Source organism: Vreelandella sp. ssv (assembly GCF_059448525.1).
In genome coordinates, this window is the sequence record NZ_CM182545.1 from 3,347,574 (window position 1) to 3,372,596 (window position 25,023).

The window sequence follows — 25,023 nt, forward strand, 5'->3', positions numbered from 1 at the left end:
GTGAGTCGAGGCCAGCCTTGGTAAGGTCTGAATCAACCCGTCCGTGGGTTGTTCAGACCTCGTTGATACTTTGCTATTGATCATCTAAGCGTAGCGTTGACGCAGTACCTTGGCGGCTTCCACCATATTGGCCAGCGCTGGCTCCACTTCCGCCCAACCACGGGTTTTTAGGCCACAGTCCGGGTTTACCCACAGCCGTTCGGCGGGGATTTTTTCCAACGCTTTCTCCATCAAATCCACCATCCAGCTCACCTCAGGAATATTCGGGGTGTGGATATCGTAAACCCCAGGACCGATTTCGTTGGGGTAAGCGAAGTCCTGGAAGGCATCCAAGAGGTGCATATCCGAGCGCGATGTTTCAATGGTGATCACATCGGCATCCAGTGCGGCAATCGCACCAATGATGTCGTTGAACTCCGAGTAGCACATATGGGTATGAATTTGCGTGGTGTTGGCAACGCCCGCAGCACTCAGTTGGAAGCTCTCGACTGCCCAATCCAGGTAAGCCTGCCACTCATTCTGACGCAACGGTAATCCTTCGCGCAGTGCGGGCTCATCGATTTGAATAACATTGATCCCGGCTTTTTCCAGATCCAATACCTCATCGCGCAACGCCAAGGCAATTTGCCGACAGGTAGTTTCTCGCGGCTGATCATCGCGTACAAACGACCATTGCAGAATGGTCACCGGCCCCGTCAGCATCCCCTTCATGGGTTTGCTGGTCAGGGTTTGAGCGTATTGGCTCCAACGAACCGTCATTGGTGCGGGGCGGGAAACGTCACCAAAAATAACCGGTGGCTTGACGCAGCGTGAACCGTAGCTCTGCACCCAACCAAAGCGGGTAAAGGCAAACCCTTCAAGCTGCTCACCAAAATACTCCACCATGTCGTTTCGTTCGGCCTCTCCGTGCACCGGAACATCGATATCCAGCGCTTCCTGACGCTCAACCGCGTAGGCAATTTCATCCTGCATGCGGGCTTCGTAGTCAGCTAGGGATAGTTCACCGGCTTTAAACGCGCGTCGGGCGGCACGAATCTCATCGGTTTGGGGGAAAGAACCAATCGTCGTGGTAGGGAATAGCGGCAGCTTAAGAGCGCGGCGTTGCGCTTCAGCTCGCGCGCTATAGGGCGCCTGACGCTGGCTGTCAGAAGGGCTAATTGCGGCCAGCCGCTCACTCACAAGTGCCTGGTGGATACGCGTTGATTCACGCCGAGCATCCAGCGCCCGGGTAGCCTCATCCAGACGCTGCTCGTCGATGGGAGTGACACGGTTATCAATCAACTTTGTCAGAGTAACGACTTCATCCAGTTTCTGTCGCGCAAAGGCCAACCAACTGACCAGCTCATCACCTAGCTCCGTCTCCTGCTCCAAATCCACCGGTACATGAAGCAGTGAGCAGCTCGGTGCTAACCAAAGCCGTTGCCCAAGACGCACTTTTAATGGCAGCAAACGTTCCCGCAAGGCGGCTAAATCGGCACGCCAGATATTACGACCATCGACAAAACCGATTGATAACACCTGATGAGGGCCAAGACGGTCAATCACGCTCTCGACTTGCTGAGGCGCACGCACGGCGTCAATGTGTAAACCCGCCACGGGTAGGCGGGTCGCCAGGGAGAGGTTGTCACCCAAGCCCCCGAAGTAAGTGGCCAGTAATAGTTTCAGCGGCGCAGACTGAAGGCGATGATAGGCACGCTCGTAGGCCTGCTGCCATGCCAGCGGGAGATCCTGCACCAGCGCAGGCTCATCCAGCTGTACCCACTCAATGCCTTGGGTGGCGAGTCGCGCTAATATTTCGCCATACACATTCAGCACGCTGTCTAGTAGCGTCAGGCGATCAAAATCACCGCCCTTGGTTTTGCCCAGCCATAGCCACGTTAACGGCCCAGTTAGCGTTACTTTCGGGGTAAAACCCGCACGTAACGCTTCATCCACTTCGTCAAACAGGCGATTGGAGGCCAGGGTAAACGTTTGCTCTTCGTGCAGCTCAGGGACGAGGTAATGGTAGTTGGTATCGAAGTATTTGGTCATTTCACAGGCCGCGGCGGGCTCACCGCTGGGCGCTCTACCGCGAGCCATACGAAAGGTAGTGTCGAGATCGATATCGCCACCAGCGACTTCTGCTTGGGCGTTAAAACGTAAAGGTACCGCCCCCAGCGCCACAGAAACATTCAGCACTTGATCATAAAGCGCGAAATCGCCCACGCTAACGAAATCCAACCCCGCGTCCTGCTGCGCCTGCCAGTGGCGCAAACGCAGCTCACGGCCAGTGCTTTCCAGGTCGCTACGCGAACACTCGCCTTTCCAGTACGCCTCAGTGGCTTTTTTTAGCTCGCGCTGAGCACCAATGCGGGGATAGCCGAGAATATGAGAAACTGTCATGATGAACCCTACCAACGTGAATGAATTCACACAGTCTGGGCACCGCGCTTTAGTGAATCAAACTAAAGTTTCTAATAGTAAAGATGAAAAAAACTCACAATGATTGAACTGCGACATCTACGCACCTTGCTGGCTCTGCGCGAAACCGGCTCTCTTGTCGATGCTGCCGATCGCGTGCATTTGACCCAATCCGCGCTTTCTCACCAGTTGAAAGATTTGGAGAGCCGCGTAGACAGCCCGCTATTCGCGCGCAAAACCCGCCCGGTGGAATTTACCCGCGCGGGCTTACGGCTACTCGCCTTAGCCGATCAAGTACTGCCCGAGGTACGCAAAGCGGAGCGGGATTTGGCGCGTTTGGCAGGCACCGAGCAGGGGCGTTTGCATATGGCCATTGAGTGCCACAGTTGCTTTCAGTGGCTGATGCCGACAGTGGATTATTTTCGTGATCACTGGCCAGAGGTGGAAATCGATATACCCAGCGGTCATCACTTCGACCCGCTTCCAGCGCTTGCCCGTGAACAGTTGGATCTTGTCATCACTGCCGACCCACAACCCCTTGAGGGTATTCACTACGCCCCGCTGTTTCGCTATGAAGGGCTATTAGCCATCGCCCGCCAGCACCCTTTTGCAGGCCGGGGCTTTATAGAGCCCCAGGCGCTGGCCGAGGAAACGTTGATTACCTACCCCGTTGAGCAGTCGCGGTTGGATATTTTCACCCAGTTTTTGCAACCGGCGAATGTGCGTCCTCGGGAGATTCGTACAGCGGAATTAACCATTATGATGATGCAGTTAGTGGCCAGCGGGCGCGGCGTATGCGCACTGCCCAACTGGGCACTCACCGAGTATTTAGAGCGCAATTACGTTAGTGCAGTGAAGTTAGGCGAGCACGGGGTATGGAGCACGCTATATGCGGCGATTCGCGATGAGACTCGAGAAGCCCCATGGATGCAGGATTTCTTACGCACCGCTCGGGAAACCTCCTTTGCGGTGCTGACAGGCGTTAAACCGGCGGATCGCGACGCGGAACCAGCAGCGTAAAACGAGCACCGCCCAGGGTCGGGCTGGTATCAATGGTTACGCTGCCACCGTGGCCAGCCATAATTTTCTGCACAATCGACAGCCCTAGCCCGTAGCCACCAGAACTACGTGCGCGGCTGTCATCCAGCCTGGCGAAAGGCTTAAAGATATCCGCTCGGGCTTCGGGGGGAATGCCAGGGCCATCATCTTCAACGTCGATACGCACCAAGTGGGGCTCATCCCAAAGCTGAATGACTACCTGAGACTTAGCATGCCGGCAGGCATTGCCAACTAAATTCTGCAGCGCTCGCTGAAGATATCGCGGCTCCGCCAACAGCTCGATTTCAGGGCCAGTGGCCAGCGTCAATGTTAAGTCTTTATGCAGCGGCGTGAGAGTATCTATCACCCGCTCCGTCATGGCGCGGCACTCCACCAACGCCGTTTCTAGCTCAGCACCGTTTACCGTTTCACCGCCTAGACGTGCATAGGTGAGTATTTCATCGACTAATTCATCGAGCTCGGCAATATCCGCATCGATGCCCTGCAACTGGCGGCGAATGGCAGGCTGGTCGGTCATATCCTCGACCATTTGAACGGCAAAGCGAATACGCGCCACTGGAGTGCGCAGCTCATGGGAAACTGCCCTAATCATTTCTTGCTGGCCACGCAGCAGACTCTGCACTTGATTGGCCATACCGTTAAACGCCATGCCCAAGCGGCCTAAAAAGTCACCGCTCTCGACCTTCACACGGGTTTCCAGGCGGCCACTGGCAATCCGCGTGGCGGCCAATTCTAGCCGCGCCATGCGGGCTTCTATGCTGCGCATAATTAAATAGATAATCAGACTGAGAACAATCATCAACCCAACCAACAGGGGAAGGTGCAAGGAGGGTGGCAGCGTATCGCCACGAGAAATCGGCCCTGCTTGCAGCCATTGTGACTCGCCGGGGAGTTGATAAAGCAGTTTAATTGAGAGCTTATCAGAGACTAACTGAGTGATGACGCCGCCGCTGGCCAGTTGGGCCTGCTGCTGAGCCGACAGCCCAGCTGGCACGCTAGAGGATAGCTGAAGCGGCCAACTGCCTTGCCGCAGCTGAGCCATGCGGCTTTCTCGCTCATCTTCGGGCGCAGCTGCGAGCCAATCACCCAATAACGCTATGCTGCCGTGCCATTGGTGCTCACTCCAATCTTCTAGTTTGGCTTGCAGTAGCCAAGTATCGCCAGGCAGCCGCTGCTGCAATAACCAGGGACTTTCAGCAACCAGTATCTTGCCTTGCTCCAAGCGCGACCGTTCAAAGTAGCCAAGATCAGCGTCGCTGATCGGCTGCAAGGTAAGCTGCAGCCCAAGTTGCTCTGAAAAACGACCCAGCAAGGCATTGCGCTGGTCGACTGGCAAATCGGCTAACTGTCGCGTCATCAATGACATAGGGAGCGCAGCAAGCTGTTCACGATAATCTTCGCGGCGCACCTGCTCGATAAACGAACGTCCTGCTAATGCGATCACAAACACCACCAATAGCGCTACGCCCAGCAACAAATAAAACCGTAAAAACGAGCCGTTACTGAGCACCCGCCGCATGATGCTTTCCCTCTGAATAATCAACTGTCTTTAACGAAGAGATAACCTTTACTGCGCACGGTTTTGATCCGATGGGGTTGATTGGGATCATCGCCAATCTTAGGTCGAATACGCGACACGCGAACATCAATAGAGCGATCTTGCCCATCGTACTTGATGCCCCGTAGGTCGCTGAATATCTCCTCCCGAGTGAGCACACGGCCTGCATTACGCCCCAGCAGCCACAGCAAATCAAACTCAGCGCTGGTTAAGTCAATACGTTCACCTGAGAGCCATGCTTCGCGGGTAGCGTTGTCAATCTCTAGGTTTTCAAAACGCAGACGCATTTCGCCATCAGGGGCTGGTCCGTCTGCACGGCGGAGCAGTGCTCGCATACGCGCAAGCAGTACACGCGGCTGAACGGGCTTCGGCACGTAGTCATCGGCCCCCATTTCAAGGCCCAATACCTGATCCAGATCATCAGTGCGCGCGGTCAACATCATGATCGGGCCTGCAAAATCAGGCCTAACGCGACGGCAAATGGATAATCCATCTTCGCCTGGCAGCATTAAATCTAAAATCACCAAGTCGGGCTGCAGGGTTAAAATACGATCTACCCCCTTCGCCCCATCAGCTTCCAGCGTTACTTGAAAGCCGTTCGCTTCCAAGTAATCGCGAGTTAGTTCAGCTAGGCGCTGATCATCTTCAATGATCAGGACATGATCTTGATCGGGGTAGTCAGGCATCACAGGCTCTTGGGACTCAAGCGCCTGAAATTGCTGTTCCAAATGATCTACCATCCTCTTTTTGCACTCCGCTTAGGCTGTTTATTTTTTCACCCGCTCACCCATTATCAACGCAGGTGCCCTATTATTGGCTCTCAGGATAACTCAAAACCATCAAAACACCCGCTTCTGTCATTACAATTGCGCCTATTGATGGATGCAAAGAGCCAGATACTTGATTCTCACACCAGCGAGAGCTAATGTGGAAGCGCTAACTGTCGACAATTTGACAGGAGGAACCTGCCATGGGAAGTAGTAAAACGAAAAGTGTTATTAAACGTGTTTACATTCCAACCCAAGTGCGCGACCTGCCCAACGGGGAAAAGTTAAAAATACCCGGGCATTATAAAGCGCCACCCGGTGAAGGAAACGACACCATTGAGTAACTCTTTATTGAGTAATTCATGCTTGATTTACCAAAAAGGCAGGCCATCACTGGCCTGCCTTTTTGTTTGATCACACTAATCTATAGACCGCTATCCCTTGGGGCCAAATAGAAACCACGCTATTAAGCCGACCAGCGGAAAAAACAGCAGCACCAGAATCCATATTAGCTTGGCAACACCACCTGCGCCGCTTTTAGCTACTTTGACAATGGCCCAGATCACGATGACTAGCCAAATTAGTCCTAACAATCCACCTACTTCAATGCCCATAGCAACTCCTTAGCGTGTTGGCACTCATGTCTATTTAGCTCATCATATCAACAATACCTTCCCAAGCTGAACTCACTGCTCGGGAAGGCTCAACACCATCTCACCAGCCTGCATTTCAATCGACAAAAGATTCAAAAAACTCATGCCGAGCAGAACAGTGTCGCGCTCCATGCCAGGGCTAATTGACCCCTGTATATTCTGCACTTTTAGTCCGCCCAGCGAAACCTCATCCAGTTCGGTTAAAGTGCCTTCCACTCGGCCATTAGCGGTATTGAACCAGGCGCTACGTCCTGACGCCAAGCCCAACTCTTCAGCCAAACTGGCCGAAACCGCCACATAGGTGGCTCCCGTGTCGAGCAAAAAGGTCACTGGCTCACCATTGATGAGGCCCGGCGACTCAAAATGTCCGGCACGATTACGCTTTAAGGTAACCGGCTCCCCCGCAGGCAACGTATGCACGATATTAGCGTTGGGACGCATCATCTCTTCCAAGCCACCGTGAATCCACCAAGTGCCCACCGCCATAAGCAGCACCCAAAACAGGAGCATCATAACAATGCCACCACGCTGTGCTCTTTGCGTTGCTGTATGCGTCAGCATGTTTCACCTCGCAGAGGTAAAGGCGCCACCTCAAGCTTTATGATGGCCGATAGGGCGGCTTACTTTCCCAGGCAAGCGCAGCCTCTCGGCCACGTCGCTCATTGACCCTCGCGCAAATCAGCATCGCGATAACGAACAAAGCCACACATAATAGAATAGACGCTTGTAAGCCAATCAGCGTTTGCAACACGCCCAGCATGACAATGCCAAATACCCCCGCCAACTTATTGGCCAACCCCCAGAAACCGAAAAACTCCGCAGATTTGTCCAGCGGTGAAAACAGGCCAACCAGCGCTCGGCTGGCAGACTGGCTAGAACCAAGGCTCAGCCCCGCCAGGCAACCCACTACCAGGAATACGTACTGGGCTTGCCACTTCACCTCAAACTGCTCGTTGATCCACTGGGTAAGCTCCGGGGTTGCCCAGATGGCAATAATCGCCACCACCCAGAGCGCCAGCGTCATTTGGTAAGTGTGCTTGGCACCTAGCCGATCCTGCAACCAGCCAAACCCAAGCGCCCCCGCCGCTGCGGTGATTTGAACAATAATAAACATGATATTGCGCACGCTTTCGTCCCAGCCAATCACTTGAGCCCCATAGATGAATGCAAACGCGATAATGATGTAAACACCCGCCATCGAGAACAGCAGCGAAATCAAAAATACGGTCAAGTCTTTGAAATAACGCAACTCATGTAGTGTAGATGTAACGCGACGCACGGCAATATGGCGATAAGAGACACCGCGAGGCTGGGGCGTACCACGCTCTTTTAGCCATAAAAAAGTGGGAATGGCGGTAATCAAGAAAAACCCGGCGGCAAAGGGGCCAACCCAGCGTATACGTTCAAAATTATCCGCGCTTGCCTCTCCCAGCACCACCAGAGTGAAGCCTGCCGCAAACAGTCCTCCAATGTAGCCTAACGCCCAGCCAAAGCCAGAAATTTTACCCAGCGACTCTGGCGGCCCCAGTTCAGGCAAAAAGGCGGCTATAAACGACTCCCCCATGGAATAAGCGTAATTAGACAGTACAATTAATAGCAGGCCAAAGATGACGTAGCCGGGTTCAACAAAGTAAAGCATGGCCGTAGTGACCACGGTGGCTAGATAGCTGATGAGCAAAAAGCGCTTTTTCTCAGCACGGTAATCCATTATCGCGCCACACAGGGGTGCGGTAATGACCACCATCAGATAACTAATGGCTAGGCCGAGGCTCCATAAAAAGTTGGCGAGCCGGAAATTATCACCTCGATCCCCCACAATAACGGTGGTAAATAATTCGCCAAACACCACGGTAATGATCAGCAATGTGTATGCCTGGTTGGCAAAATCGAACATCGCCCAGCCAAAAATTTCGCGACGCGGCGCGTAGGCATCAGTCGCCTTAGCAGTGTTAGCAGGCAGCATTAGTTTTCTCTCACGGGGGAAGTCGTAAGCCTAGCAGGAGGAAGCGCCAACACGCCACGGCTTGCGTTGGCAGATTTGAGGTGACAGTCGATCAGCGTTGCTCTAAGTTTGATTGATTGAAAACAATATAGGCAGAGTGCGATGGGGTTAGCCTGGCCATCTCCACGGCAATTATACCTACAACTAATAAAAGGGTTGATAGCCGCTCTATGTCTTTTGCTAGCAGCTGCTCCAAGCGGACATGCTGAAACATCTGAAGGTTTATCACCACTCACCTTTATCACTGCAGAGTACCCTCCCTACAACTATCTCAGTAATCAACAGTTAACCGGATTATCAATTGAGTTACTGGAAGCTGTTTTTGCTGCGACCAATACGCCACTCAGCCGTCAGGATATCCGGCTCTACCCGTGGGTAAGGGGCTATGAACTCGCGATTAGCCAACCCAATACCGTATTGTTTTCCACTACTCGCACCGCAGCCCGGGAAGCCAGCTTTCACTGGGTAGGACCGATTGCCAAGGACCGAGTCTCCTTACTCGCCCACCGCAATGCTCCGATTACGATTGATTCGCTGACCGACGCTATTGATCAAGGCCTGACGGTAGCCGTTATTCGTGAGGGTATTGGCGCTCAAGCGCTGTTAGAAGCTGGCTACCCCGAGCACCTCATGTTACCTGCCATGGATAATCGCAGTGCGCTGCATCTGCTAGCACGCGGACGGGTTGATTTATGGGCTTACAGCGAAGACGTAGCCGCCTGGATTGCTGAATCTGAAGGATTTCCTAAAAATAGTTTGATTCCAATACTTACACTCAGCGAATCTTATCTATACTTTGCTATTAACCAAGCTACCGATCAACGCTTGGTATCGCTAATGCAACAAGCATTAGAAAGCGTGCAGGCGAGTCGACTTTAGAGGTAGTTGACGATGGCTAACGACGTATCTCGCCAATGGCGATACCCCATGAGCGCTGCTCTTCTCTTAGCTATGGGTAGTTTCAGCCTGCCAATTCAAGCAATGCCGCTCACTATCAACACGGAAGATTATCCACCGTTCAACTACGCCGACGACCAAGGACAAATCATCGGCAGCGCGACAACGCTCCTTCGCAACGCACTACGCCAAGCGGACATTGAGGCATATTTTCGGTTACTGCCTTGGGCACGCGCTTACACAGAAGCGCGCTTACGTGACCAGCATTGTGTTTATTCCACGACGCGTACCCGCGAGCGTGAAGCGTTGTTTCACTGGGTTGGGCCGCTGGTGATCAATGAGTGGGCAGCCTTTAGTTTAGCCGGAAGCGATCTTGGCATTGCCTCACTTGAGGGGTTGCACGACCTGCGAGTGGGCGGTTTTCGTGAAGATGCGGTGGGCAATTATGTAGCATCTCAGGGCATTAATGTGGTGCGCGCGCTCTCAGAGCGAGAAAATATCGCGCGCTTAAAAGCAGGCCTGCTCGATGTGATTGTGACAGGCAAAGCAACCGGTGAATTTATGGCAGAAGAACAGAATATCGCGCTTGAGCATTTGTTTACTTTTTCCAGTTCACCGCTTTACCTTGCCTGTCACTCCAGCGTATCTGTGGTGCTGCTTACGCGTCTGCAAACGCAGCTAGATTTACAGCGTGGAGCGGCACAGGAGGATGGACAGTGATGAGCCCTCGCTCTCGGCTCTCTATCCCCGCCTCAGGCGCCCCGCCCAAAAAAGGCAGTCTAACGACTAAGCAAGCGCTACTCACACTGCTCATCGCCATGTTGATTAGTAGCGTAGCCGGCAGCATTGAGCTTATTAGCCACGCCACTAATATGCGCCAAGAAGTGCAACAGCGTGTCGACCAACAGCTCGCGGTAGTCAATGGGGCTGCAGCCGAGGCCGCTTTTCAGCTTAATCCAGACCTTGCTCACCAAATAGCCTATGGACTGTTTAGAGATGATGAGGTGGCGTGGGTCGCCATAAGAGATGATTTTGGCCGCTCGCTTGCAGAATTTAATACGCCAGAACAGTCCAAATCGACCTGGCTTAGCCAGCGTCTATTTGGCGATATCTTGCACCATCAAACTGCCCTAGAGTATTACATGGGGAGTGACATGCCAGAAGCCATCGTCGGTGAAATTGAACTCATGCTGGCAGAGGGGTATTTAACCCAGCAATTCCTGGCACGCATATACTCAGTAGTGGGTATTAGCATTTTAGAAGCGTTTATTTTGAGCATATTGGTGATCGCTTTTTTCCATTTTTTTATCACGCGACCTCTGCTCAAAGTACACGCAGCGATTGTTCAAACCGATCCTAACTGTCCTGGCCAATGGCCCAAACCTGTCTTACGCGGCCACCGACATGACGAGTTAGGGCATCTAGTAGATAGCCTAGATCACCTGTTAAATGCGTTTCAGCAAGGATTGGAACAGCGCGACCAGCTACACCACCTATCCAACATAGATGGCCTAACAGGGGTGGCCAACCGACGCCATTTCGATGAGTTTTATAAGCGCCACTGGCATTTGGCGCAGCAGGCGCAACAGCCGCTGTCAGTGATCTTTATCGATATCGATAACTTTAAAGAGTTTAACGATCACTATGGCCATGCCCTGGGCGACGATACGCTACGCGCGGTTGCCAACACGCTCAATCAATGTATTGATCCAGCAAAAGATCTACTCGCTCGCTACGGCGGCGAAGAGTTTGTCTGTGTCCTACCAGGTCAAGATCATGATGATGCCGTAGGCGTCGCCAACTGCTTGCGTGAAGCCGTTGTGTCGCTGGCGATTCCTCACGCCTTTTCAAGCACACATTCAGACCTTACCGTTAGTATGGGTGTTGCCAGCATGCCTCCCGGCTTTTGGATTAGCGCCGAGGCGTTAATAGAGCGCGCTGACCAGCACCTTTACCACGCTAAACGCCTTGGCCGAAACAGGGTAGAAACACGCAAACGCCCGGCCTAAGGCCGGGCGTTATAGCATGAACACTGCAGAGAATTAATAGCCTTATAACAACCAGTGGGCCATCACGGCGGCAAGACCGATCACCATCGCGGTCACTACCGCTATGGTTACTATCCGATCAAGCCAGCGATCGAAGACAACGCCCTTGGGCTGTCTTCGTGTCGCACCATGGCGTCCTTGCCTGGCCATTAACATGCTCTCTCCATGTGACGTGCTCCTGAAGTAGCGTACTCCCGTAATAGAAAGTTTGCTTATTGCTGTTGATGCTAACTATTAATGCGCCGATTGACCACACTGGGTGCACGGCGAAGGCGTTCTTCTTCACCTAATAGCTCAGCTTCAAAAGCGTCGGCACCCACCGGCGTTTCGCCATGTCGGCGATAAAGCTGTGTCAGCATCGCCTTACGATCCGCACGTAGCTCTTGCACCAGGACAAACACCATCATATACAGGATAAAGGTGAATGGCAGCGCCGACAGCACCGATGCTGACTGCAACCCCGTTAAGCCCCCCGATGCAATTAGCGTCAGGCAGATAGCAGCAATTAGCACGCCCCAAATGACGCGCTTATACAGGGGCGGATTGATTGAGCCATTATCAGTCATTTGCGCCACGATATACGAGGCCGAATCAGCCGACGTGACCAGGAAAATAAAGATCAGCATCATCGCGACAACCGATAGCACCCCCGTATAAGGCATCAGCTCAAACATCTCAAACAACGCAACCGTTATATTATCCTGGGTCGCAGCAGCAAGGCCGACGTCGGTGCCGTTCAACTCCATTTGTAGTGCCGCGCCACCGAAAACACCAATCCATAGACAAGCAAGCAGCGGCGGTACGAACAGTACTCCAAATACATACTCTTTAATGGTGCGCCCACGGGAGACACGAGCGATAAAAGTACCCACAAACGGCGACCAGGCAATAACCCAGGCCCAGTAGAAAATAGTCCAACTGCTTGCCCACTCGTTATCGCTATAGGGGGAAATACGTAAGCTCATACCGATAAAGTTCTGCAGGTAATCACCAATCCCCACCGTGATGGTCTCTAATATTGCTACGGTAGGGCCTGTGAACAGCACATACAGCATCAACCCAATACACAAAATCATATTAAGATTAGACAGGCGTTTAATGCCTTTATCCAAGCCCGACCAGGTTGATGCCATATAAGCGCAGAACATAACGAACAGAATCACAAACTGCCATAAACCATTTTCCGGCAGACCGAACACGGCATTTAAGCCGCCATTCATCTGCAGCACACCCAATCCAAGCGAAGTAGCGACCCCCATAACAGTGGCCACCACAGCAAAGACATCCAACCAGGAAGCATACGGACGAATTTTGGGATGCTTAGCCGTTATCGATGACAGTACTGAAGATACTAACCCTGCCTGCCCTTTACGGAACTGAAAATAGGCAATGATCAAACCGACGATTGAGAAGGCTGCCCACTGGTGAATACCCCAGTTAAAGTAGCTGTATTGAATAGCGTAGCGGGCAGCCGCTTCGGTTTCGGCGGTTCTGTCGCCATAGGGCGGCTCAATGAAGTGAAACATGGGTTCTGCCATGCCATAGAACACCAGCCCGACGCCAAAGCCTGCGGCTAGCAGCATGCTGATCCACGAAAAAAACGTATAGTTGGGCCGACTGTCTTGGGGCCCCAAGCGCACCTTGCCGTACTTGCTCAACGCCAGACCAAACAGAAAAATCACAAATCCAAAAACCGAAAACAGATAAAACCACCCGAATAGCCCGGTAACAGTGGTCAGCGCTCCCTCTGCAGCGTTGGCAAATCCTTCAGGAAATGACGCTCCAACAACTACCAAGCCAAAGATAATCACCACCGATGCGATGAAAACCGACTTGCCTCCATGATTAGCCATATAACCGTCCTGTTAGATGAGCTCTGTTTAGATAAGCACGACGTACTGAGCCATGCTTGTACAACTAAACTTGTTCTGTACAGCTTAATGGTAACAGTTGAAAAACCTAATCGCACTGTGCATGAAACAGGAACCTAGAGAATGGTCGCTCTACTGCCCGTGAATGCCGAGCAGTGAACTTGCGAGACCAACTGTGTTCCAATGGGTGCGAACAACCGATGGAGGCTCTCATGCCACAGATGAATCGCGACCAACGCAACGCAGCATGGCAAGCGGCAAACCAATGGCGCGCCCGTGCAGCACAAACCCAGCCGACTGGTTTAGCCGGTAGCTTAAAGTTGCTGTTTACATGGTTGGCTTTTGGCGCGTTGATGATAGTAGGTGTGGTACTCGGCCTATTCTTCTTATTGATTGGCTGGGCAATGATGCCGTTTATGCGTCATAAAATGAAAAAGCGTATGGAGCAAATGCGTGCTCAGCAAGCGCAGGATATTGGCGGCGGTTATTCTCATGGGAATGCCTCTGCAAACAGCCGTCCAGGCCATCAGGACGCATTAGAAGGCAGTTATGAAGTGAAAGGCAGTGAAGTTAAAAATGATCGTTAAGTAGGTAGTCACTCATTGCAACGCCTGTTAAAGCGGCGCATATATCCACGTAAATACCGCCGCTAACGTTAGCGGCATGACAATCAAACTCCCCAGGTTACCAATCAGTACCAGCGAAGCCACTTTTTGCGGCGCGAGCTGGTACTGTTCTGCTACCAAATAATTCAATACGGCGGGGGGTAACGCTGCAAAAACCAGCAGCACCGCTGCTTGCAATGCATTCAGCGGCAGTAACCACATTAACGGCAATGCAATCACTAATCCGGAAAGCGGGCAAAGCACCGCCCCCAGCATCCCCGTGCGCCAATCGCTGAAGTCAATGTCCAGCAGCCGCACCCCCAGCGCAAACAGCATTAAGGGTATACATACATCGCCCAGCATACGCATGGCCTCTAGCAGCCAGCCCGGTAGCGGCAGCCCACTGATGTTAACCGCCAGCCCCGCCAAGCTCGCTAATACGATAGGCATGCGCAGCATTCGCCATAGCGAAGTACGCGGATTTAGCATATAAAGCCCCACCGAAAAGTGCAGTAGCATCTCAACAATAAACACCACCACTGCGGCAGGCAGAGCATCGGGGCCGAATGCGAGCACCAGTAAAGGCACCCCCATATTGCCCGAATTATTGAACATCATGGGGGGAAGAAAGGTTTTAATGTCTAGCTTAAGCCACTTAGCCAGCGGCCACAGTACAATCCCGGACCCCAGCACCACCGCAACAGCCGCCGTGGCAAGCCACGCGTACTCGGCAAGTGGAGCCTGGCGGTCGGCTAGCACGGCGAATACCAATAGGGGGACGAACAGCTCCATATTGAGTGTATTGAGACTACGGATGTCTGGCGTACGGTAGCGCCCATAGGCGGCGCCACAACCGCTGATTAAAAACACGGGCAATAGTGTGGCCAGAATATGACCAATCATGCGGGCCACCCCGCCTGACTCCATGGCTGCATTATTTCTTCCTAGTCAGAGTGACCCATTTACCGGGCTAGTTATTATCAGTGGCTGATGGCTCAAGAAAGCGCTGCCAGAGCGCGGTGACAATATCGCGATGCTCACGAAACTCTTCCCCATCGGTGAGCGTTTTTTCACCGGTGAGCGCCGCTCGATGGGTGGCGCTGCGATAGGCCAGATAAGCCTCCCTCAGTCGCTCAGCCTCTTCAGCAGGTAAGTGCCCACTCTCCGTCAAGCTCTCTAAAATACGGATGTTATCGCTGTACGTGAGGAGCGCGGGAGTTTGGTGAGCAAATGCTAACACCGCGTATTGGCAAAGAAACTCGATATCAACCATACCGCCCGCATCGTGCTTAATGTTAAACGTACCGCTAGTCGCTTTACTGCCAAGGTGATCGCGCATTTTTTGCCGCATCTTGACCACCTCTTCGCGCAGCACGGCATTATCACGCTCATTACCTAAAATATCGCCGCGCAGCTGGGCGAATTTCTCGGCCAGCTCATCGCTACCCGCCACGACACGGGCGCGCACTAACGCTTGGTGTTCCCAGGTCCAGGCGTTCTGACGCTGATAGTCAGCAAAGGCTTTAAGCGATGTTACCAACAGCCCTGAATTCCCCGACGGCCGCAGGCGCATATCCACTTCGTAAAGCGAGCCGGTAGGCGTTACCGCAGTGAGCAGGTGAATAATTCGCTGGCCCAGACGAGTAAAAAATACTGGGGTATCGATGGGCCGCGGGCCATCTGTCGAGCCTTGGCCGTCGCTATCGTGAAGAAACACCAAGTCTAAATCTGAGCTATAGCCCAGCTCAATGCCCCCCAGCTTGCCATAACCAACGATTAAAAATGCCGCCTCTCGAGTATTGAGCCCCTCAGGAACACCATGCTTGCGCGTAATATGTTTCCACGCCATGGCCAATACAGCATCGAGGATAACTTCGGCAATAAACGTTAAGTAATCACTTACTTTCATTAGGTGCCGAGTGCCCACGATATCCGACGCCGCTACGTGCAGCGTTTGCGCATGCTTGAAAACACGCAGCGCCTCTAGCTGGGCTTCCTCATCATCCTCAGGCAGACGGTTCAGCGTTTGGCGCAGCTCATCGGCCAGGCGCGCTTTATCAGCAGGGGTATACAGTGTGTCAGGCGTCAGCAGCTCGTCGAGCAAAATAGGGTAACGCGATAGCTGTTGAGCGATCCATGGGCTGGCCGCGCACAGGCGCATCAAGTGTTCAAGCGCCTGGGGGTTTTCGCGCAGCAAGGCGAGGTAAGCGGTACGCCGCAGCACCGCTTCAATCAGCGGCTGCACCCGCAAAAGTGCCGTATCCGGTGCTTCATTGTCTGCTATGGCATCCAGCAGGAGAGGCATTAATGCGTCTAACCGCTCAAAGCCAATCCGCTGCATGCTTTGCACTTGCCGGGAATGGTAGAGACTCTGAAGCCGCTTCAAGGCTTTTTCAGGCTCGTTAAAGCCCGCCTCGGCAAGGTGCGCGATCGCCTCATCCGTCTCTAGCTCGCCGCGCCAAATAAGCCGCCACTGGGACAAGCCAAGCTGGCTATCATCGTTGGCCTCGTCGACATCCTCTTCGGGATCAGCGATGACAGCATCAAAGTGCTGGCGAACTCGTTCGCGCACTTCATCAAGCTGAGCGATAAGGCCCGGCCAATCTTCATGGCCCATGGCGAAGGCCACCCGCTCACGATCACTATCATCACTGGGCAGGGTTTGAGTTTGGCGGTCTTCCAGCGCTTGAAGGGCGTGTTCAACATCGCGCAGAAAAGCGTAATCAGGCAGCAGTTCATCGACCACTTCTTGGGGTAACAGGCCTAGCTCGGGCAAGCGGTTGAGCGCCGTTTTCAGCGCTGTGACCTGTAGCTCGGTATCGCGGCCGCCACGAATCAGTTGGAATGCTTGCACGACGAATTCCACCTCGCGAATGCCGCCGGGGCCGAGCTTGATGTTGCTCTGCATGCCTTTGCGTTTCACTTCACGATTAATCATCGCTTTCAGCTCGCGCAGCGACTCAATCGCCCCAAAGTCGAGATATTTGCGATACACAAAGGGGCGCAGCCCGGCCAGTAGCTCATCCCCCGCGTCGAGATCTCCCGCGACCGGGCGTGCTTTCAACATCGCATAGCGCTCCCACTCGCGGCCTTGATCCTGGTAGTAGCTGGAGAGCATGGCGAAACTGCCCACCAAGGGACCGCCGTCACCCAAAGGCCGCAAACGCATATCAACTCGGAAAGCAAAGCCGTCCGCCGTCATGGCATCTAAAGCGGCAATCAGCTTTTGACCGAGCTTGGTAAAGTACTCCTGATGCTCTAACGGTTTTCGCCCGCCCTGGGTTTCGCCTTTTTCTGGAAAAGCAAAAATCAGATCGATATCGGAGGAGAGATTCAGCTCTCCCGCCCCCAGCTTGCCCATACCCAGAATCACCAGACGCTGGGGCGTGCCGTCCTTGCGCGGCGCGGGTAAACCCCAGCGCGGTGCGTAAAACTGCTCAAGCCAGGTTAAAGCAGCCTCTAAACATATTTCAGCCAGCTCAGAGACTGCCGCAGCGGTATGCCACATGACGTAACCGTCAGCCCTGTTCAAGTCGCGCCAGATAATCCCCAGCATGCGTTTGCGGCGAAAACGGCGAATCGCCCGCTGCATCGCGGCTTCGTCTTCAGCGCTTTCAAGTGACTCATTCAGCCAGCTAGCCAGCTCATCCCGCCCAGGATTTACATCCAACTCACCGGCAATATCCAGCTCAGCCAACCACTGGGGGTAGCGGACCAAGGTATCCAGCGCAAAAGTCGAGATGGCCAACACTCTAGCAAGCGCCTCGCGGCGCTGTTCAGAAAGCCCCTGCCAGTTACTTGAAGGCAGCTCCTGTTGGGTCATCTCAGCGATATTGTCGGCTTGGGTCAGCGCTTCGCTCAACCGCTTCCAAGCGGCTTGGGTGGGGTTTTGTAACGACGCTGGCAGCGTCGACAACGGTAAAAAATCGTCGTTCCCTTGCATAACTACCTCGCTGACAGCGTGTTAAAAAGATGAGCAGCTGTTAAATCAGCTTAACCAAAGAACTTTTCCCAACCCAATAGTCCCCAGGTAAGACCGGCCATTATTAGCGACAGCATGACGGCCGCCGATCCAATATCCTTGGCCCGCCCTGAAAGTTCATGATGCTCGGTGCCAATCCGATCGACCACATTCTCTATTGCACTATTGAGTAGCTCCACGATCAGCACAAAAAACAGGCTACTTACCAGCAATAGCCAACTGATCGGACCTTCGCCAATCCACCAGGCAAACGGCAGCAACACCAGCGTAATACCGACTTCCTGACGAAAAGCTGCCTCGTTTCTAAACGCCGCTTTTAAGCCTTTCCACGAATAGCGCGTGGAGTGAACCAAATGGGTTAAACCGGTATGCCCTGGTTTCATGAAGGTCGCCTCACCCTGTGAGCGTAACGTTGAATCAATTCGCTAAAATCATTGCATCCAGATCCAGTGATAATGGGTCTAGCACCTCGGACCAGCTTAAATAAGGCGTGCTGCCGTTACCATTGACCATGACACTAAACACCCCCCAGCGACCTTGCGCCGTGCGGAAATAGCCCGCCGCCGCGCGAACCGCAAAAGGCTGATTAAGCGTACCGGTTTTGAGCATGACATTGTTTTGAAACGTAGAGGAGCCACGACGAATAAAGCGCATGACGCCGTTGGCCGGAGACTGAAAAGCCGCCACAAAACTTGGAAACAGTGCGCTTTTACGGAACATATCCTCCAACATCACATTAACGCCCTGCGCCGATGTGCGATTCTCCGTGGTCAATCCGCTACCACTATACAGAGTTAACGGCCCGTGCCCGGGTAAGCTTTGAACATAGGACTCAATGGCTTGGCCTGCTTGGCGCAATTGCGCCTGGGGCGTATCCACCAGATCCAATGCCAGCACATCGGCCATATAATTATTGGAGTAGTTCATGATCCGCAGCAGTATCTCTTGCAGTGGCTGGCTATCCACTGCAGCTAGTCGCTGGGCGCTGCTGGGAGGCTGGGTCGAGCTGACCCGCCAAGGATCACGTACATGGATGCCCGCCTGGTTCAGCATGCCCATCAATACTTGTGCGGTTGTTTCAGCGGCATCGCCCGCGCCACGATAAACATCACGGGCAGTCGCGTTGGTCGAAATCTGGCCCGTCAGACGCATCACATCGCCGCGCGCGTCGGTGATACGCTCTGCGCTAATCTCAGTACCGCTATTAGCTGGGCGAGTGACTACCTGGTTATCAATGGTGATTAGCGACGTCTGGCTATCGCACAGCCCCACCTGGGCGGATTCACCTGCGGTAGTGGCTGGCGCGACATTAACGCACCAACTGCCGAAGTTAACCCCCGCTGATGAGAGCGGTGCGCTATAGGCATTGGCAACCCGGGCCAGAGCATCACAGCGGTCAGTGGTAATGCAGTCCACCGACCCAAAGCGCCACTGGCTGACCACCAACGCACCCTCTACCTCACGCACCCCAGCCAAGTGTAAACGCTGTACCAAGCGCCATAGGTTTTCAGTCGTGAGACCTGGGTCTCCACCGCCCTCAAACACCAAATCACCGCGTAGCACGCCATTTTCAATGCTAGCGGAGCTGACTAGTTGGCTGGTAAAACGGTGTTGGGGGCCAAAACGGTTCAGCGCTGCCGCCGATAAATAGGCTTTAGTGACCGAAGCGGGCGACAGCTGGCGGTCCGGTGTAATACTGCCCAACAGCGCATTGGCGCCTGAGTCAGCATCCAAAAGACGCGCCTCGGCACTAATCGAAAAGCCTTTATTCTGCAGTTGGCTCAGGCGGTTGAAATCAGCGAACGCGCCTGCACTGGTGCACATCGCTAACGTGGCGATACCCGTTACCAGCGACCAGCGCCGCATACGCTTAACAGCAAAAAAAGAACCCATTAAAGTACCTCAATGCACATTCATTTTAGAAAACACTTGCAGCATCACCACGCCCGCGACTATCAAGCTTATCCCGATCACCGCTGGCAAATCAGGCTTTTCACCGAACACCACAATGCCAACTAAGGTGACTAACACAATGCCCAGCCCCGCCCATATGGCGTAGGCCACACCCACCGGCAGCGTACGTAATACCAGGCTGAGCAAATAAAAGGCCAGCCCATAGCCCACCACGACCACGGCGCTCGGCAACGGTCGCGTAAAGCCCATTGAGGCTTTAAGCGCACTCGTGGCAATCACTTCAGCCACAATCGCCAATACCAAATAAACAAACGTCATGTTCGCTCCAACTCAACGTTTAGCCGCCACAGAGCCTGGCCACTTTGAGCATACTTAGCCTCGAACGGGGTTAAGTAGTCGCTTTTAGGCGCCAGTTCACTCACGATCGCCTGCTTACCGGTGACCTGTGCCACCGCCAGGGCAAACTCTTCAACGTAGATCGACCAGTTTGAACGCAGCTCAAGGTGTCCCCCAAGGGCCAGCAGTGTGGGTAAAACAGCATGTCCATGCCAGCGCATTTTCAGATGCCCCGCCTTAGGGTAGGGATTTGGATAAAGCAGATAGTGATGCTCGAGTGTCCAGCCATGCTGATAAGCCAAGCGCCAGAAATCGATGAGGTCTGCGCGCACTAAAAGCGCATTTTCTGGCAGCTCGCCGTGATCCCGCCCCAAGCGATCCTCACTGCGATCAATGCCGATAACGGCATGCGTAGGGAACTGTATCGCCAGTTGGCGTGTCGACACACCCACGCCACAGCCTGAATCAAGTATCAGCGGAGCTTGACGGGCTTGTAGCCACTCGGCAGCCAGGGCGAAGCTTCGCTGAGTGTGTTCAGCAATCGGTTTACGCAGCGGATGCGTTAACGCTCGACTCACGCGCCGGGCAAGATCCTGATGCGGGCCTGGCTGATTAGAAATTACTGATCGAGAATTATGCTGCATGCCCATGCCATCGCTCGGCTGAAAAGTGTGATTCTATCAGTCTCGAACGCTTGCGGCATGACGCCGTTGCGTAGCCGGTGCTATGATCACGCCTGGAAGATTAATTACCGAACTTATTAAGCGCATAGTACTGGGCGTAATATGCTCATTAGCATTGCCAATAATCATGATTACCACCACCGCATCACGAGGAACCCGGCTTGTCACACTTACCGGTGATTGTCGGCATGGGCGGCATCAATCCCGCTGGCAGAACCTCTGGCCATCAGGCCTTCCGCCGCACTGTGCTTGATGCCCTCCCTGCTGACCAGCAACGCCAGACACTGGAAGGCTTGGCGGCGCTTATGCGCCTAGTAGAGCACTCCGAAAAAGGGTGGCACGATAGTCAAGGCCAGCCCGTAGACGCGCCTGCGCAGTCGCTGCGTGAACAGGTGTTGAACCATACCCTGATTCGGCGCAATGAAGATCCGCGTTTTCTCGACCCCGGTATGCCGTCTAACCGACAAGCCAGCATGCAGTTTGCTGAGCCAATACGTTTTACGCTGCGCCGTCGTCAGTTACCTGAAAACTTGCCGATGGATTGGCAGGTACGCGATATTGATGCCCGCGAGGTAGAGGTAAGCGTGCCCGCAGGGGTACTGGAGGTATTGCTACCCGACACGCAGATTCCCAAGGTTCGCGCAGCGGCTCAGCTACCCAGCGGCTTTGACCCCGCCAGCCTCTATCGCAGCGTGCATCACCCCCGCGGACTATCGCTGGCGGTATTTGGCGCCAGTGACTGCCTGGGCGCCAGCGGCCTCTCCTGGGAGACGCTGCGTCAGCAGCTGAATCCGGATCATATTGCCGTGTATGCCGGCAACTCCATCGGCCAACTTGATGACCAGGGCTGGGGGGGCTTGCTGAAAAGCCTGGTGAGCGGCCAGCGTGCAACGTCGAAGCAGATGCCGCTGGGCTATGGTCAGATGCCCGCTGACTTTCTGAATGCCTATGTACTCGGCAGCGTCGGCGGTACCGGCGCGGCGCTAGGCGCCTGCGCCAGCTTTCTCTACAACCTGCGCTTGGGGATTGACGATATTCGTGCCGGGCGTCGCCGCGTGGTGATGGTCGGCACCGCCGATGCCCCCATTACACCGGAAATCATCGAAGGCTTTCGGGCGATGGGCGCGCTGGCTGACGATGCAGGATTAAAAGCGCTGGACGCGCTTGAGTTGCTGACCGACAGCGACTATCAGCGCGCCTGCCGGCCGTTTGCCCGCAACTGCGGCTTTACCATGGCGGAAGCCAGCCAGTTTGTGCTGCTGATGGACGATGCACTGGCCATGGAAGTCGGTGCGGACATTCTCGGTGCCGTTCCGGATGTTTTCGTAAACGCTGACGGCTATAAGCGCTCAATTTCAGCCCCGGGCATCGGCAACTACATCACCCTTGGTAAAGCGACGGCGCTGGTGCGCGATATGCTGGGCGAAAAAGCTCTCAAAGAGCGCACCTTTTTGCATGCTCATGGCACCAGCACGCCGAAAAACCGCATTACCGAATCCCACGTATTCGACGAAATTGCCCGCGCCAACGGCATTAGCAACTGGCCCGTAGTGGCAATTAAAGCTTTTATTGGTCACTCCCAAGGCTCGGCGGCGGGCGACCAGTTGGCGAGCGCCCTGGGTAGCTTTGCTCACGACTTGCTGCCGGGCATTCCCACGCTCGATGCAGTGGCTGACGATGTCTATGCTGATCGGCTGCGCTTTTCGCAAACGGCACAAACTTTCCGCGCGGACGCCGCTTTTATTAACGCTAAGGGCTTCGGCGGTAACAATGCCACCGGTGTTGTGCTCTCGCCTGCGGTGACCGAACGTCTGCTGACTCAACGCCACGGAGCGGCGGCGGTGAGCGCCTGGAAAGCGCGTCGCGAAACCACCCGGGAAGCGGCGGCGGCCTACCTTGCTCAGGCAGACCATGGCCACTACGCGCCACGCTACCAGTTTGGTGAAGCGGTGCTCGAAGGCCCAGAGCTGGATATTCACGCCGACCGGATTCATATCCCCGGTTACGACCACGCCGTCTCATTAACCAGCGACAACTCGTTTGGCCGCCTGGACGAGGAGAGCGAGGAATGACTTTTCGTAAGCAGAATATCGCCGTCTACCCCGGCACCTTCGACCCTATCACCAACGGCCACTTCGACCTGATCGAGCGCGGCGCTCGGATGTTCGACAAGGTGGTCATCGCGGTGGCGGCCAGCCCTGGCAAAAGCCCTAATCTCGATCTAGAGACACGCATGGCGCTGGTCAAAACGGTCTGCGCGTCGCTGCCCAACGTTGAAGTGATCGGCTTTTCAACGCTGCTCACGACGATGATGCACGAGCAGGGCGCGACGATTATTCTGCGCGGCCTGCGCGCGGTCTCTGATTTTGAGTATGAGCTGCAGCTTGCCAATATGAACCGGGCGCAGAACCCGGAGCTGGAAAGCGTATTTTTAACCCCGGCGGTGGAAAATTCGTATATTTCTTCGACCATCGTGCGTGAAATCGCCAAGCTCGGCGGCGATATTTCTCCCCTGGTGCATCCACAGGTCGCCGAGGCGCTGCGTAAGCACTACACTAGCTAGCCAACGCCATTGTTGAGTAAAACACTCAGGTACTAGACAGCCTGGGTGCGAATGCCATCCGCGAGGTATGCCCATGGCCCTGATGATTACCGACGAGTGCATTAATTGCGACGTCTGCGAGCCCGAATGCCCCAATGATGCGATCTCCCCCGGTGAGGAGATCTATGTCATCGATCCCAATCTATGCACCGAGTGCGTTGGCCATTATGACGAACCCCAGTGCCAGCAGGTATGCCCGGTAGACTGTATTCCGCTTGATCCAGCGCGTCACGAAAGCCAAGAGCAGTTGATGAAGAAGTACCTCATCATTACTGCTGCATAAGCTTAATGAAAATCTGGGCGCTAGCCTGGCCAATCATTCTCTCCAATATCACCGTCCCACTGCTCGGGTTGGTGGATACTGCTGTGGTCGGGCACCTGCCCGACTCCCGCTATTTAGCGGGCGTTACCCTGGGTGCGACGCTGTTTAGCTTTCTCTATTGGGGCTTTGGTTTCTTGCGCATGGGCACTACGGGGCTCGTCGCCCAAGCCATGGGGCGCGAGAGCGACACTGACGTGCGCAACCTGCTGGGACAGTCGCTGATCATGGCGCTAGTGATTGGCTGCCTGCTGATTGTGTTTGCCTCGCCGCTGATTACGTTAGGCCTGTGGCTATTGGATGGCAGTGAAATAGCAACCGATTTAGCCCGCGAGTACGCCCATATACGCCTTTGGTCAGCGCCAGCGGTACTCGCCAACTACGCCATTCTGGGCTGGTTTTTGGGCCAGCAGAACTCCCGCGTCACGCTGATGATTTTACTGCTCACCAACGGCGTTAATATCGTGCTGGACTTATGGTTTGTCGTGGGTCTGAGCATGACCAGCAACGGCGTAGCATGGGCCAGCGTGATCGCTGACTACAGTGCGCTGGCGTTTGGCAGCTACTTAGTACTGCGCCAGCTAGCTAGGTTAGAAGGCCTCTTTTTGCGCGAGCGCTTGCTTGCCCTAGCGGCCTATGCAGCCCTATTCAACGTCAACGCCAACCTGTTTGTGCGCACCCTTGGCCTCCTGTTCGCCATGGCGTTCTTTACCGCCCAAGGCGCCCGCCAGGGTGACACGGTGCTCGCCGCCAATGCCGTACTACTGCAATTTATCATGCTAACCAGCTATGCCTTGGATGGCTTTGCCCATGCGGCTGAATCTCTGATTGGGCGCGCCTATGGTCGCAAAGATTGGCGTGGGTTTGCCGCCACTGTACGCGCTGCCGCGCATTTTTCATTCTGGACCGCGGGCGCTGCCGCCCTGCTTTTTGCACTAGGCGGCAATGCGCTGATTGCGCTACTCACCGGCCTTGAAGAGGTGCGTGCGACCGCGGCGCAGTACTTGCCCTGGATGGTCGTCATGCCGCTGATTGCGGTATGGAGCTACCTGCTTGATGGTGTATTTATTGGCACCACCGCAGTACGTGAAATGCGCAACAGTATCTTTATCGGCCTAGCCGCCTATCTGCCCGCTTGGTGGCTAACCCAGGGGCTGGGCAATCATGGTCTGTGGCTGGCGTTTATGCTGTTTACGCTGGTTCGCTCGGCAGTGTTGATCTTCTATTATCGCCAATACCGGTTAAGCCACTGGCGCTAAAACAGGCGCAATTCTTGATAACTGCGCTAACGTGAGATTAGGCGGGCAGCTTCCACGTGAAAAACAGT

23 protein-coding genes are annotated in these 25,023 nt (G+C 54.3%); 9 read left to right on the forward strand and 14 right to left on the reverse strand.

Annotated elements, in window-relative coordinates; genetic code table 11:
• Positions 1-84 precede the first annotated feature (84 nt).
• Entirely contained in the window at positions 85-2,382 is a 2,298-nt protein-coding gene (gene metE, locus AC5TBW_RS15200; RefSeq protein WP_495509369.1) for a 5-methyltetrahydropteroyltriglutamate--homocysteine S-methyltransferase, read from the reverse strand.
• Between the two features lie 99 nt (positions 2,383-2,481).
• Between metE and AC5TBW_RS15205 the strand changes: the two genes are divergently transcribed.
• Positions 2,482-3,420 carry a LysR family transcriptional regulator gene (locus AC5TBW_RS15205; RefSeq protein WP_495509370.1) on the forward strand — a complete coding sequence of 313 codons (939 nt, stop codon included), beginning with the start codon at positions 2,482-2,484 and terminating at the stop codon, positions 3,418-3,420.
• On the opposite strand, the gene AC5TBW_RS15210 is transcribed toward AC5TBW_RS15205, so the two are convergent.
• The 5 genes from AC5TBW_RS15210 to AC5TBW_RS15230 form a co-directional block, all read right to left on the reverse strand.
• Positions 3,383-4,978, reverse strand: a complete 1,596-nt coding sequence (locus AC5TBW_RS15210; protein ID WP_495509371.1) for an ATP-binding protein — start codon at positions 4,976-4,978, stop codon at positions 3,383-3,385. The genes AC5TBW_RS15205 and AC5TBW_RS15210 overlap by 38 nt on opposite strands.
• Before the next feature lie 20 nt (positions 4,979-4,998).
• Positions 4,999-5,757, reverse strand: a complete 759-nt coding sequence (locus tag AC5TBW_RS15215; protein ID WP_495509372.1) for a winged helix-turn-helix domain-containing protein — start codon at positions 5,755-5,757, stop codon at positions 4,999-5,001.
• Between the two features lie 461 nt (positions 5,758-6,218).
• Positions 6,219-6,398, reverse strand: coding sequence for a PLDc N-terminal domain-containing protein (locus AC5TBW_RS15220; RefSeq protein ID WP_290696655.1), 180 nt, complete (start codon positions 6,396-6,398; stop codon positions 6,219-6,221).
• Positions 6,399-6,470: 72 nt separating this feature from the next.
• Complete coding sequence (locus tag AC5TBW_RS15225; RefSeq protein ID WP_495509373.1) at positions 6,471-6,998, reverse strand: retropepsin-like aspartic protease family protein; 528 nt, start codon at positions 6,996-6,998, stop codon at positions 6,471-6,473.
• Between the two features lie 37 nt (positions 6,999-7,035).
• Complete coding sequence (locus tag AC5TBW_RS15230; RefSeq protein ID WP_495509374.1) at positions 7,036-8,400, reverse strand: MFS transporter; 1,365 nt, start codon at positions 8,398-8,400, stop codon at positions 7,036-7,038.
• A gap of 216 nt (positions 8,401-8,616) precedes the next feature.
• Here AC5TBW_RS15230 and AC5TBW_RS15235 point away from each other — a divergent pair, with 216 nt between their 5' ends.
• The 3 genes from AC5TBW_RS15235 to AC5TBW_RS15245 are packed head-to-tail and all read left to right on the forward strand — an operon-like array spanning position 8,617 to position 11,345.
• Positions 8,617-9,318: a substrate-binding periplasmic protein gene (locus AC5TBW_RS15235; protein ID WP_495509375.1), complete on the forward strand. Its 702-nt coding sequence runs from the start codon at positions 8,617-8,619 to the stop codon at positions 9,316-9,318.
• A 48-nt stretch (positions 9,319-9,366) separates the two neighbouring features.
• Entirely contained in the window at positions 9,367-10,056 is a 690-nt protein-coding gene (locus tag AC5TBW_RS15240) for a substrate-binding periplasmic protein (RefSeq protein ID WP_495509376.1), read from the forward strand.
• The gene (locus AC5TBW_RS15245) at positions 10,056-11,345 is read left to right on the forward strand and encodes a GGDEF domain-containing protein (RefSeq protein WP_495509377.1); all 1,290 of its coding nucleotides are present in this window, start codon (positions 10,056-10,058) and stop codon (positions 11,343-11,345) included. The genes AC5TBW_RS15240 and AC5TBW_RS15245 overlap by 1 nt, the downstream gene beginning before the upstream one ends.
• A 42-nt stretch (positions 11,346-11,387) precedes the next feature.
• Here AC5TBW_RS15245 and AC5TBW_RS15250 read toward each other — a convergent pair whose 3' ends face one another.
• Positions 11,388-11,540: a hypothetical protein gene (locus AC5TBW_RS15250; RefSeq protein ID WP_495511998.1), complete on the reverse strand. Its 153-nt coding sequence runs from the start codon at positions 11,538-11,540 to the stop codon at positions 11,388-11,390.
• Positions 11,541-11,611: 71 nt separating this feature from the next.
• Positions 11,612-13,237 (reverse strand): BCCT family transporter, encoded by a 1,626-nt coding sequence (locus AC5TBW_RS15255; RefSeq protein ID WP_495509378.1) that lies wholly within the window; start codon positions 13,235-13,237, stop codon positions 11,612-11,614.
• 230 nt (positions 13,238-13,467) lie between these two features.
• Here AC5TBW_RS15255 and AC5TBW_RS15260 point away from each other — a divergent pair, with 230 nt between their 5' ends.
• Positions 13,468-13,842, forward strand: a complete 375-nt coding sequence (locus tag AC5TBW_RS15260) for a hypothetical protein (RefSeq protein WP_495509379.1) — start codon at positions 13,468-13,470, stop codon at positions 13,840-13,842.
• Between the two features lie 27 nt (positions 13,843-13,869).
• Here AC5TBW_RS15260 and AC5TBW_RS15265 read toward each other — a convergent pair whose 3' ends face one another.
• From AC5TBW_RS15265 to trmB, 6 genes are all read right to left on the reverse strand, one after another.
• Positions 13,870-14,763 carry an AEC family transporter gene (locus AC5TBW_RS15265; protein WP_495509380.1) on the reverse strand — a complete coding sequence of 298 codons (894 nt, stop codon included), beginning with the start codon at positions 14,761-14,763 and terminating at the stop codon, positions 13,870-13,872.
• Between the two features lie 67 nt (positions 14,764-14,830).
• Positions 14,831-17,803 carry a bifunctional [glutamate--ammonia ligase]-adenylyl-L-tyrosine phosphorylase/[glutamate--ammonia-ligase] adenylyltransferase gene (gene glnE, locus AC5TBW_RS15270; RefSeq protein WP_495509381.1) on the reverse strand — a complete coding sequence of 991 codons (2,973 nt, stop codon included), beginning with the start codon at positions 17,801-17,803 and terminating at the stop codon, positions 14,831-14,833.
• A 50-nt stretch (positions 17,804-17,853) separates the two neighbouring features.
• Entirely contained in the window at positions 17,854-18,225 is a 372-nt protein-coding gene (locus tag AC5TBW_RS15275; RefSeq protein WP_240718854.1) for a diacylglycerol kinase, read from the reverse strand.
• A 34-nt stretch (positions 18,226-18,259) separates the two neighbouring features.
• Positions 18,260-19,735: a D-alanyl-D-alanine carboxypeptidase/D-alanyl-D-alanine endopeptidase gene (dacB, locus tag AC5TBW_RS15280; protein ID WP_495509382.1), complete on the reverse strand. Its 1,476-nt coding sequence runs from the start codon at positions 19,733-19,735 to the stop codon at positions 18,260-18,262.
• Positions 19,736-19,744: 9 nt separating this feature from the next.
• Complete coding sequence (locus AC5TBW_RS15285; RefSeq protein WP_495509383.1) at positions 19,745-20,074, reverse strand: DMT family transporter; 330 nt, start codon at positions 20,072-20,074, stop codon at positions 19,745-19,747.
• A complete protein-coding gene (gene trmB, locus AC5TBW_RS15290; protein WP_495509384.1) occupies positions 20,071-20,736 on the reverse strand; it encodes a tRNA (guanine(46)-N(7))-methyltransferase TrmB in 666 nt (221 codons plus the stop codon). The genes AC5TBW_RS15285 and trmB overlap by 4 nt, the downstream gene beginning before the upstream one ends.
• 227 nt (positions 20,737-20,963) lie before the next feature.
• Between trmB and AC5TBW_RS15295 the strand changes: the two genes are divergently transcribed.
• The 4 genes from AC5TBW_RS15295 to AC5TBW_RS15310 all read left to right on the forward strand — a co-directional run bounded on the left by AC5TBW_RS15295 (position 20,964) and on the right by AC5TBW_RS15310 (position 24,955).
• Positions 20,964-22,847, forward strand: a complete 1,884-nt coding sequence (locus tag AC5TBW_RS15295; protein ID WP_495511975.1) for a beta-ketoacyl synthase — start codon at positions 20,964-20,966, stop codon at positions 22,845-22,847.
• Entirely contained in the window at positions 22,844-23,338 is a 495-nt protein-coding gene (gene coaD, locus AC5TBW_RS15300; RefSeq protein ID WP_495509385.1) for a pantetheine-phosphate adenylyltransferase, read from the forward strand. Before AC5TBW_RS15295 ends, coaD begins: the two co-directional genes overlap by 4 nt.
• A gap of 73 nt (positions 23,339-23,411) precedes the next feature.
• A complete protein-coding gene (locus AC5TBW_RS15305; RefSeq protein WP_495509386.1) occupies positions 23,412-23,660 on the forward strand; it encodes a YfhL family 4Fe-4S dicluster ferredoxin in 249 nt (82 codons plus the stop codon).
• A 5-nt stretch (positions 23,661-23,665) separates the two neighbouring features.
• The gene (locus tag AC5TBW_RS15310) at positions 23,666-24,955 is read left to right on the forward strand and encodes an MATE family efflux transporter (RefSeq protein ID WP_495509387.1); all 1,290 of its coding nucleotides are present in this window, start codon (positions 23,666-23,668) and stop codon (positions 24,953-24,955) included.
• Positions 24,956-25,023: the final 68 nt, after the last annotated feature.

Coding starts and splice junctions, on each gene's coding strand:
- AC5TBW_RS15310 (WP_495509387.1), top strand. CDS start 23,666: ATGAAAATCTGGGCGCTAGCCTGGCCAATCATTCTCTCCAATATCACC.
- AC5TBW_RS15265 (WP_495509380.1), bottom strand. CDS start 14,763: ATGATTGGTCATATTCTGGCCACACTATTGCCCGTGTTTTTAATCAGC.
- AC5TBW_RS15305 (WP_495509386.1), top strand. CDS start 23,412: ATGGCCCTGATGATTACCGACGAGTGCATTAATTGCGACGTCTGCGAG.
- AC5TBW_RS15275 (WP_240718854.1), bottom strand. CDS start 18,225: ATGAAACCAGGGCATACCGGTTTAACCCATTTGGTTCACTCCACGCGC.
- trmB (WP_495509384.1), bottom strand. CDS start 20,736: ATGCAGCATAATTCTCGATCAGTAATTTCTAATCAGCCAGGCCCGCAT.
- AC5TBW_RS15245 (WP_495509377.1), top strand. CDS start 10,056: ATGAGCCCTCGCTCTCGGCTCTCTATCCCCGCCTCAGGCGCCCCGCCC.
- dacB (WP_495509382.1), bottom strand. CDS start 19,735: ATGGGTTCTTTTTTTGCTGTTAAGCGTATGCGGCGCTGGTCGCTGGTA.
- coaD (WP_495509385.1), top strand. CDS start 22,844: ATGACTTTTCGTAAGCAGAATATCGCCGTCTACCCCGGCACCTTCGAC.
- glnE (WP_495509381.1), bottom strand. CDS start 17,803: ATGCAAGGGAACGACGATTTTTTACCGTTGTCGACGCTGCCAGCGTCG.
- AC5TBW_RS15225 (WP_495509373.1), bottom strand. CDS start 6,998: ATGCTGACGCATACAGCAACGCAAAGAGCACAGCGTGGTGGCATTGTT.
- AC5TBW_RS15285 (WP_495509383.1), bottom strand. CDS start 20,074: ATGACGTTTGTTTATTTGGTATTGGCGATTGTGGCTGAAGTGATTGCC.
- AC5TBW_RS15240 (WP_495509376.1), top strand. CDS start 9,367: ATGAGCGCTGCTCTTCTCTTAGCTATGGGTAGTTTCAGCCTGCCAATT.
- AC5TBW_RS15215 (WP_495509372.1), bottom strand. CDS start 5,757: ATGGTAGATCATTTGGAACAGCAATTTCAGGCGCTTGAGTCCCAAGAG.
- AC5TBW_RS15210 (WP_495509371.1), bottom strand. CDS start 4,978: ATGCGGCGGGTGCTCAGTAACGGCTCGTTTTTACGGTTTTATTTGTTG.
- AC5TBW_RS15255 (WP_495509378.1), bottom strand. CDS start 13,237: ATGGCTAATCATGGAGGCAAGTCGGTTTTCATCGCATCGGTGGTGATT.
- AC5TBW_RS15205 (WP_495509370.1), top strand. CDS start 2,482: ATGATTGAACTGCGACATCTACGCACCTTGCTGGCTCTGCGCGAAACC.
- AC5TBW_RS15295 (WP_495511975.1), top strand. CDS start 20,964: ATGGGCGGCATCAATCCCGCTGGCAGAACCTCTGGCCATCAGGCCTTC.
- AC5TBW_RS15250 (WP_495511998.1), bottom strand. CDS start 11,540: ATGTTAATGGCCAGGCAAGGACGCCATGGTGCGACACGAAGACAGCCC.
- AC5TBW_RS15220 (WP_290696655.1), bottom strand. CDS start 6,398: ATGGGCATTGAAGTAGGTGGATTGTTAGGACTAATTTGGCTAGTCATC.
- metE (WP_495509369.1), bottom strand. CDS start 2,382: ATGACAGTTTCTCATATTCTCGGCTATCCCCGCATTGGTGCTCAGCGC.
- AC5TBW_RS15260 (WP_495509379.1), top strand. CDS start 13,468: ATGCCACAGATGAATCGCGACCAACGCAACGCAGCATGGCAAGCGGCA.
- AC5TBW_RS15230 (WP_495509374.1), bottom strand. CDS start 8,400: ATGCTGCCTGCTAACACTGCTAAGGCGACTGATGCCTACGCGCCGCGT.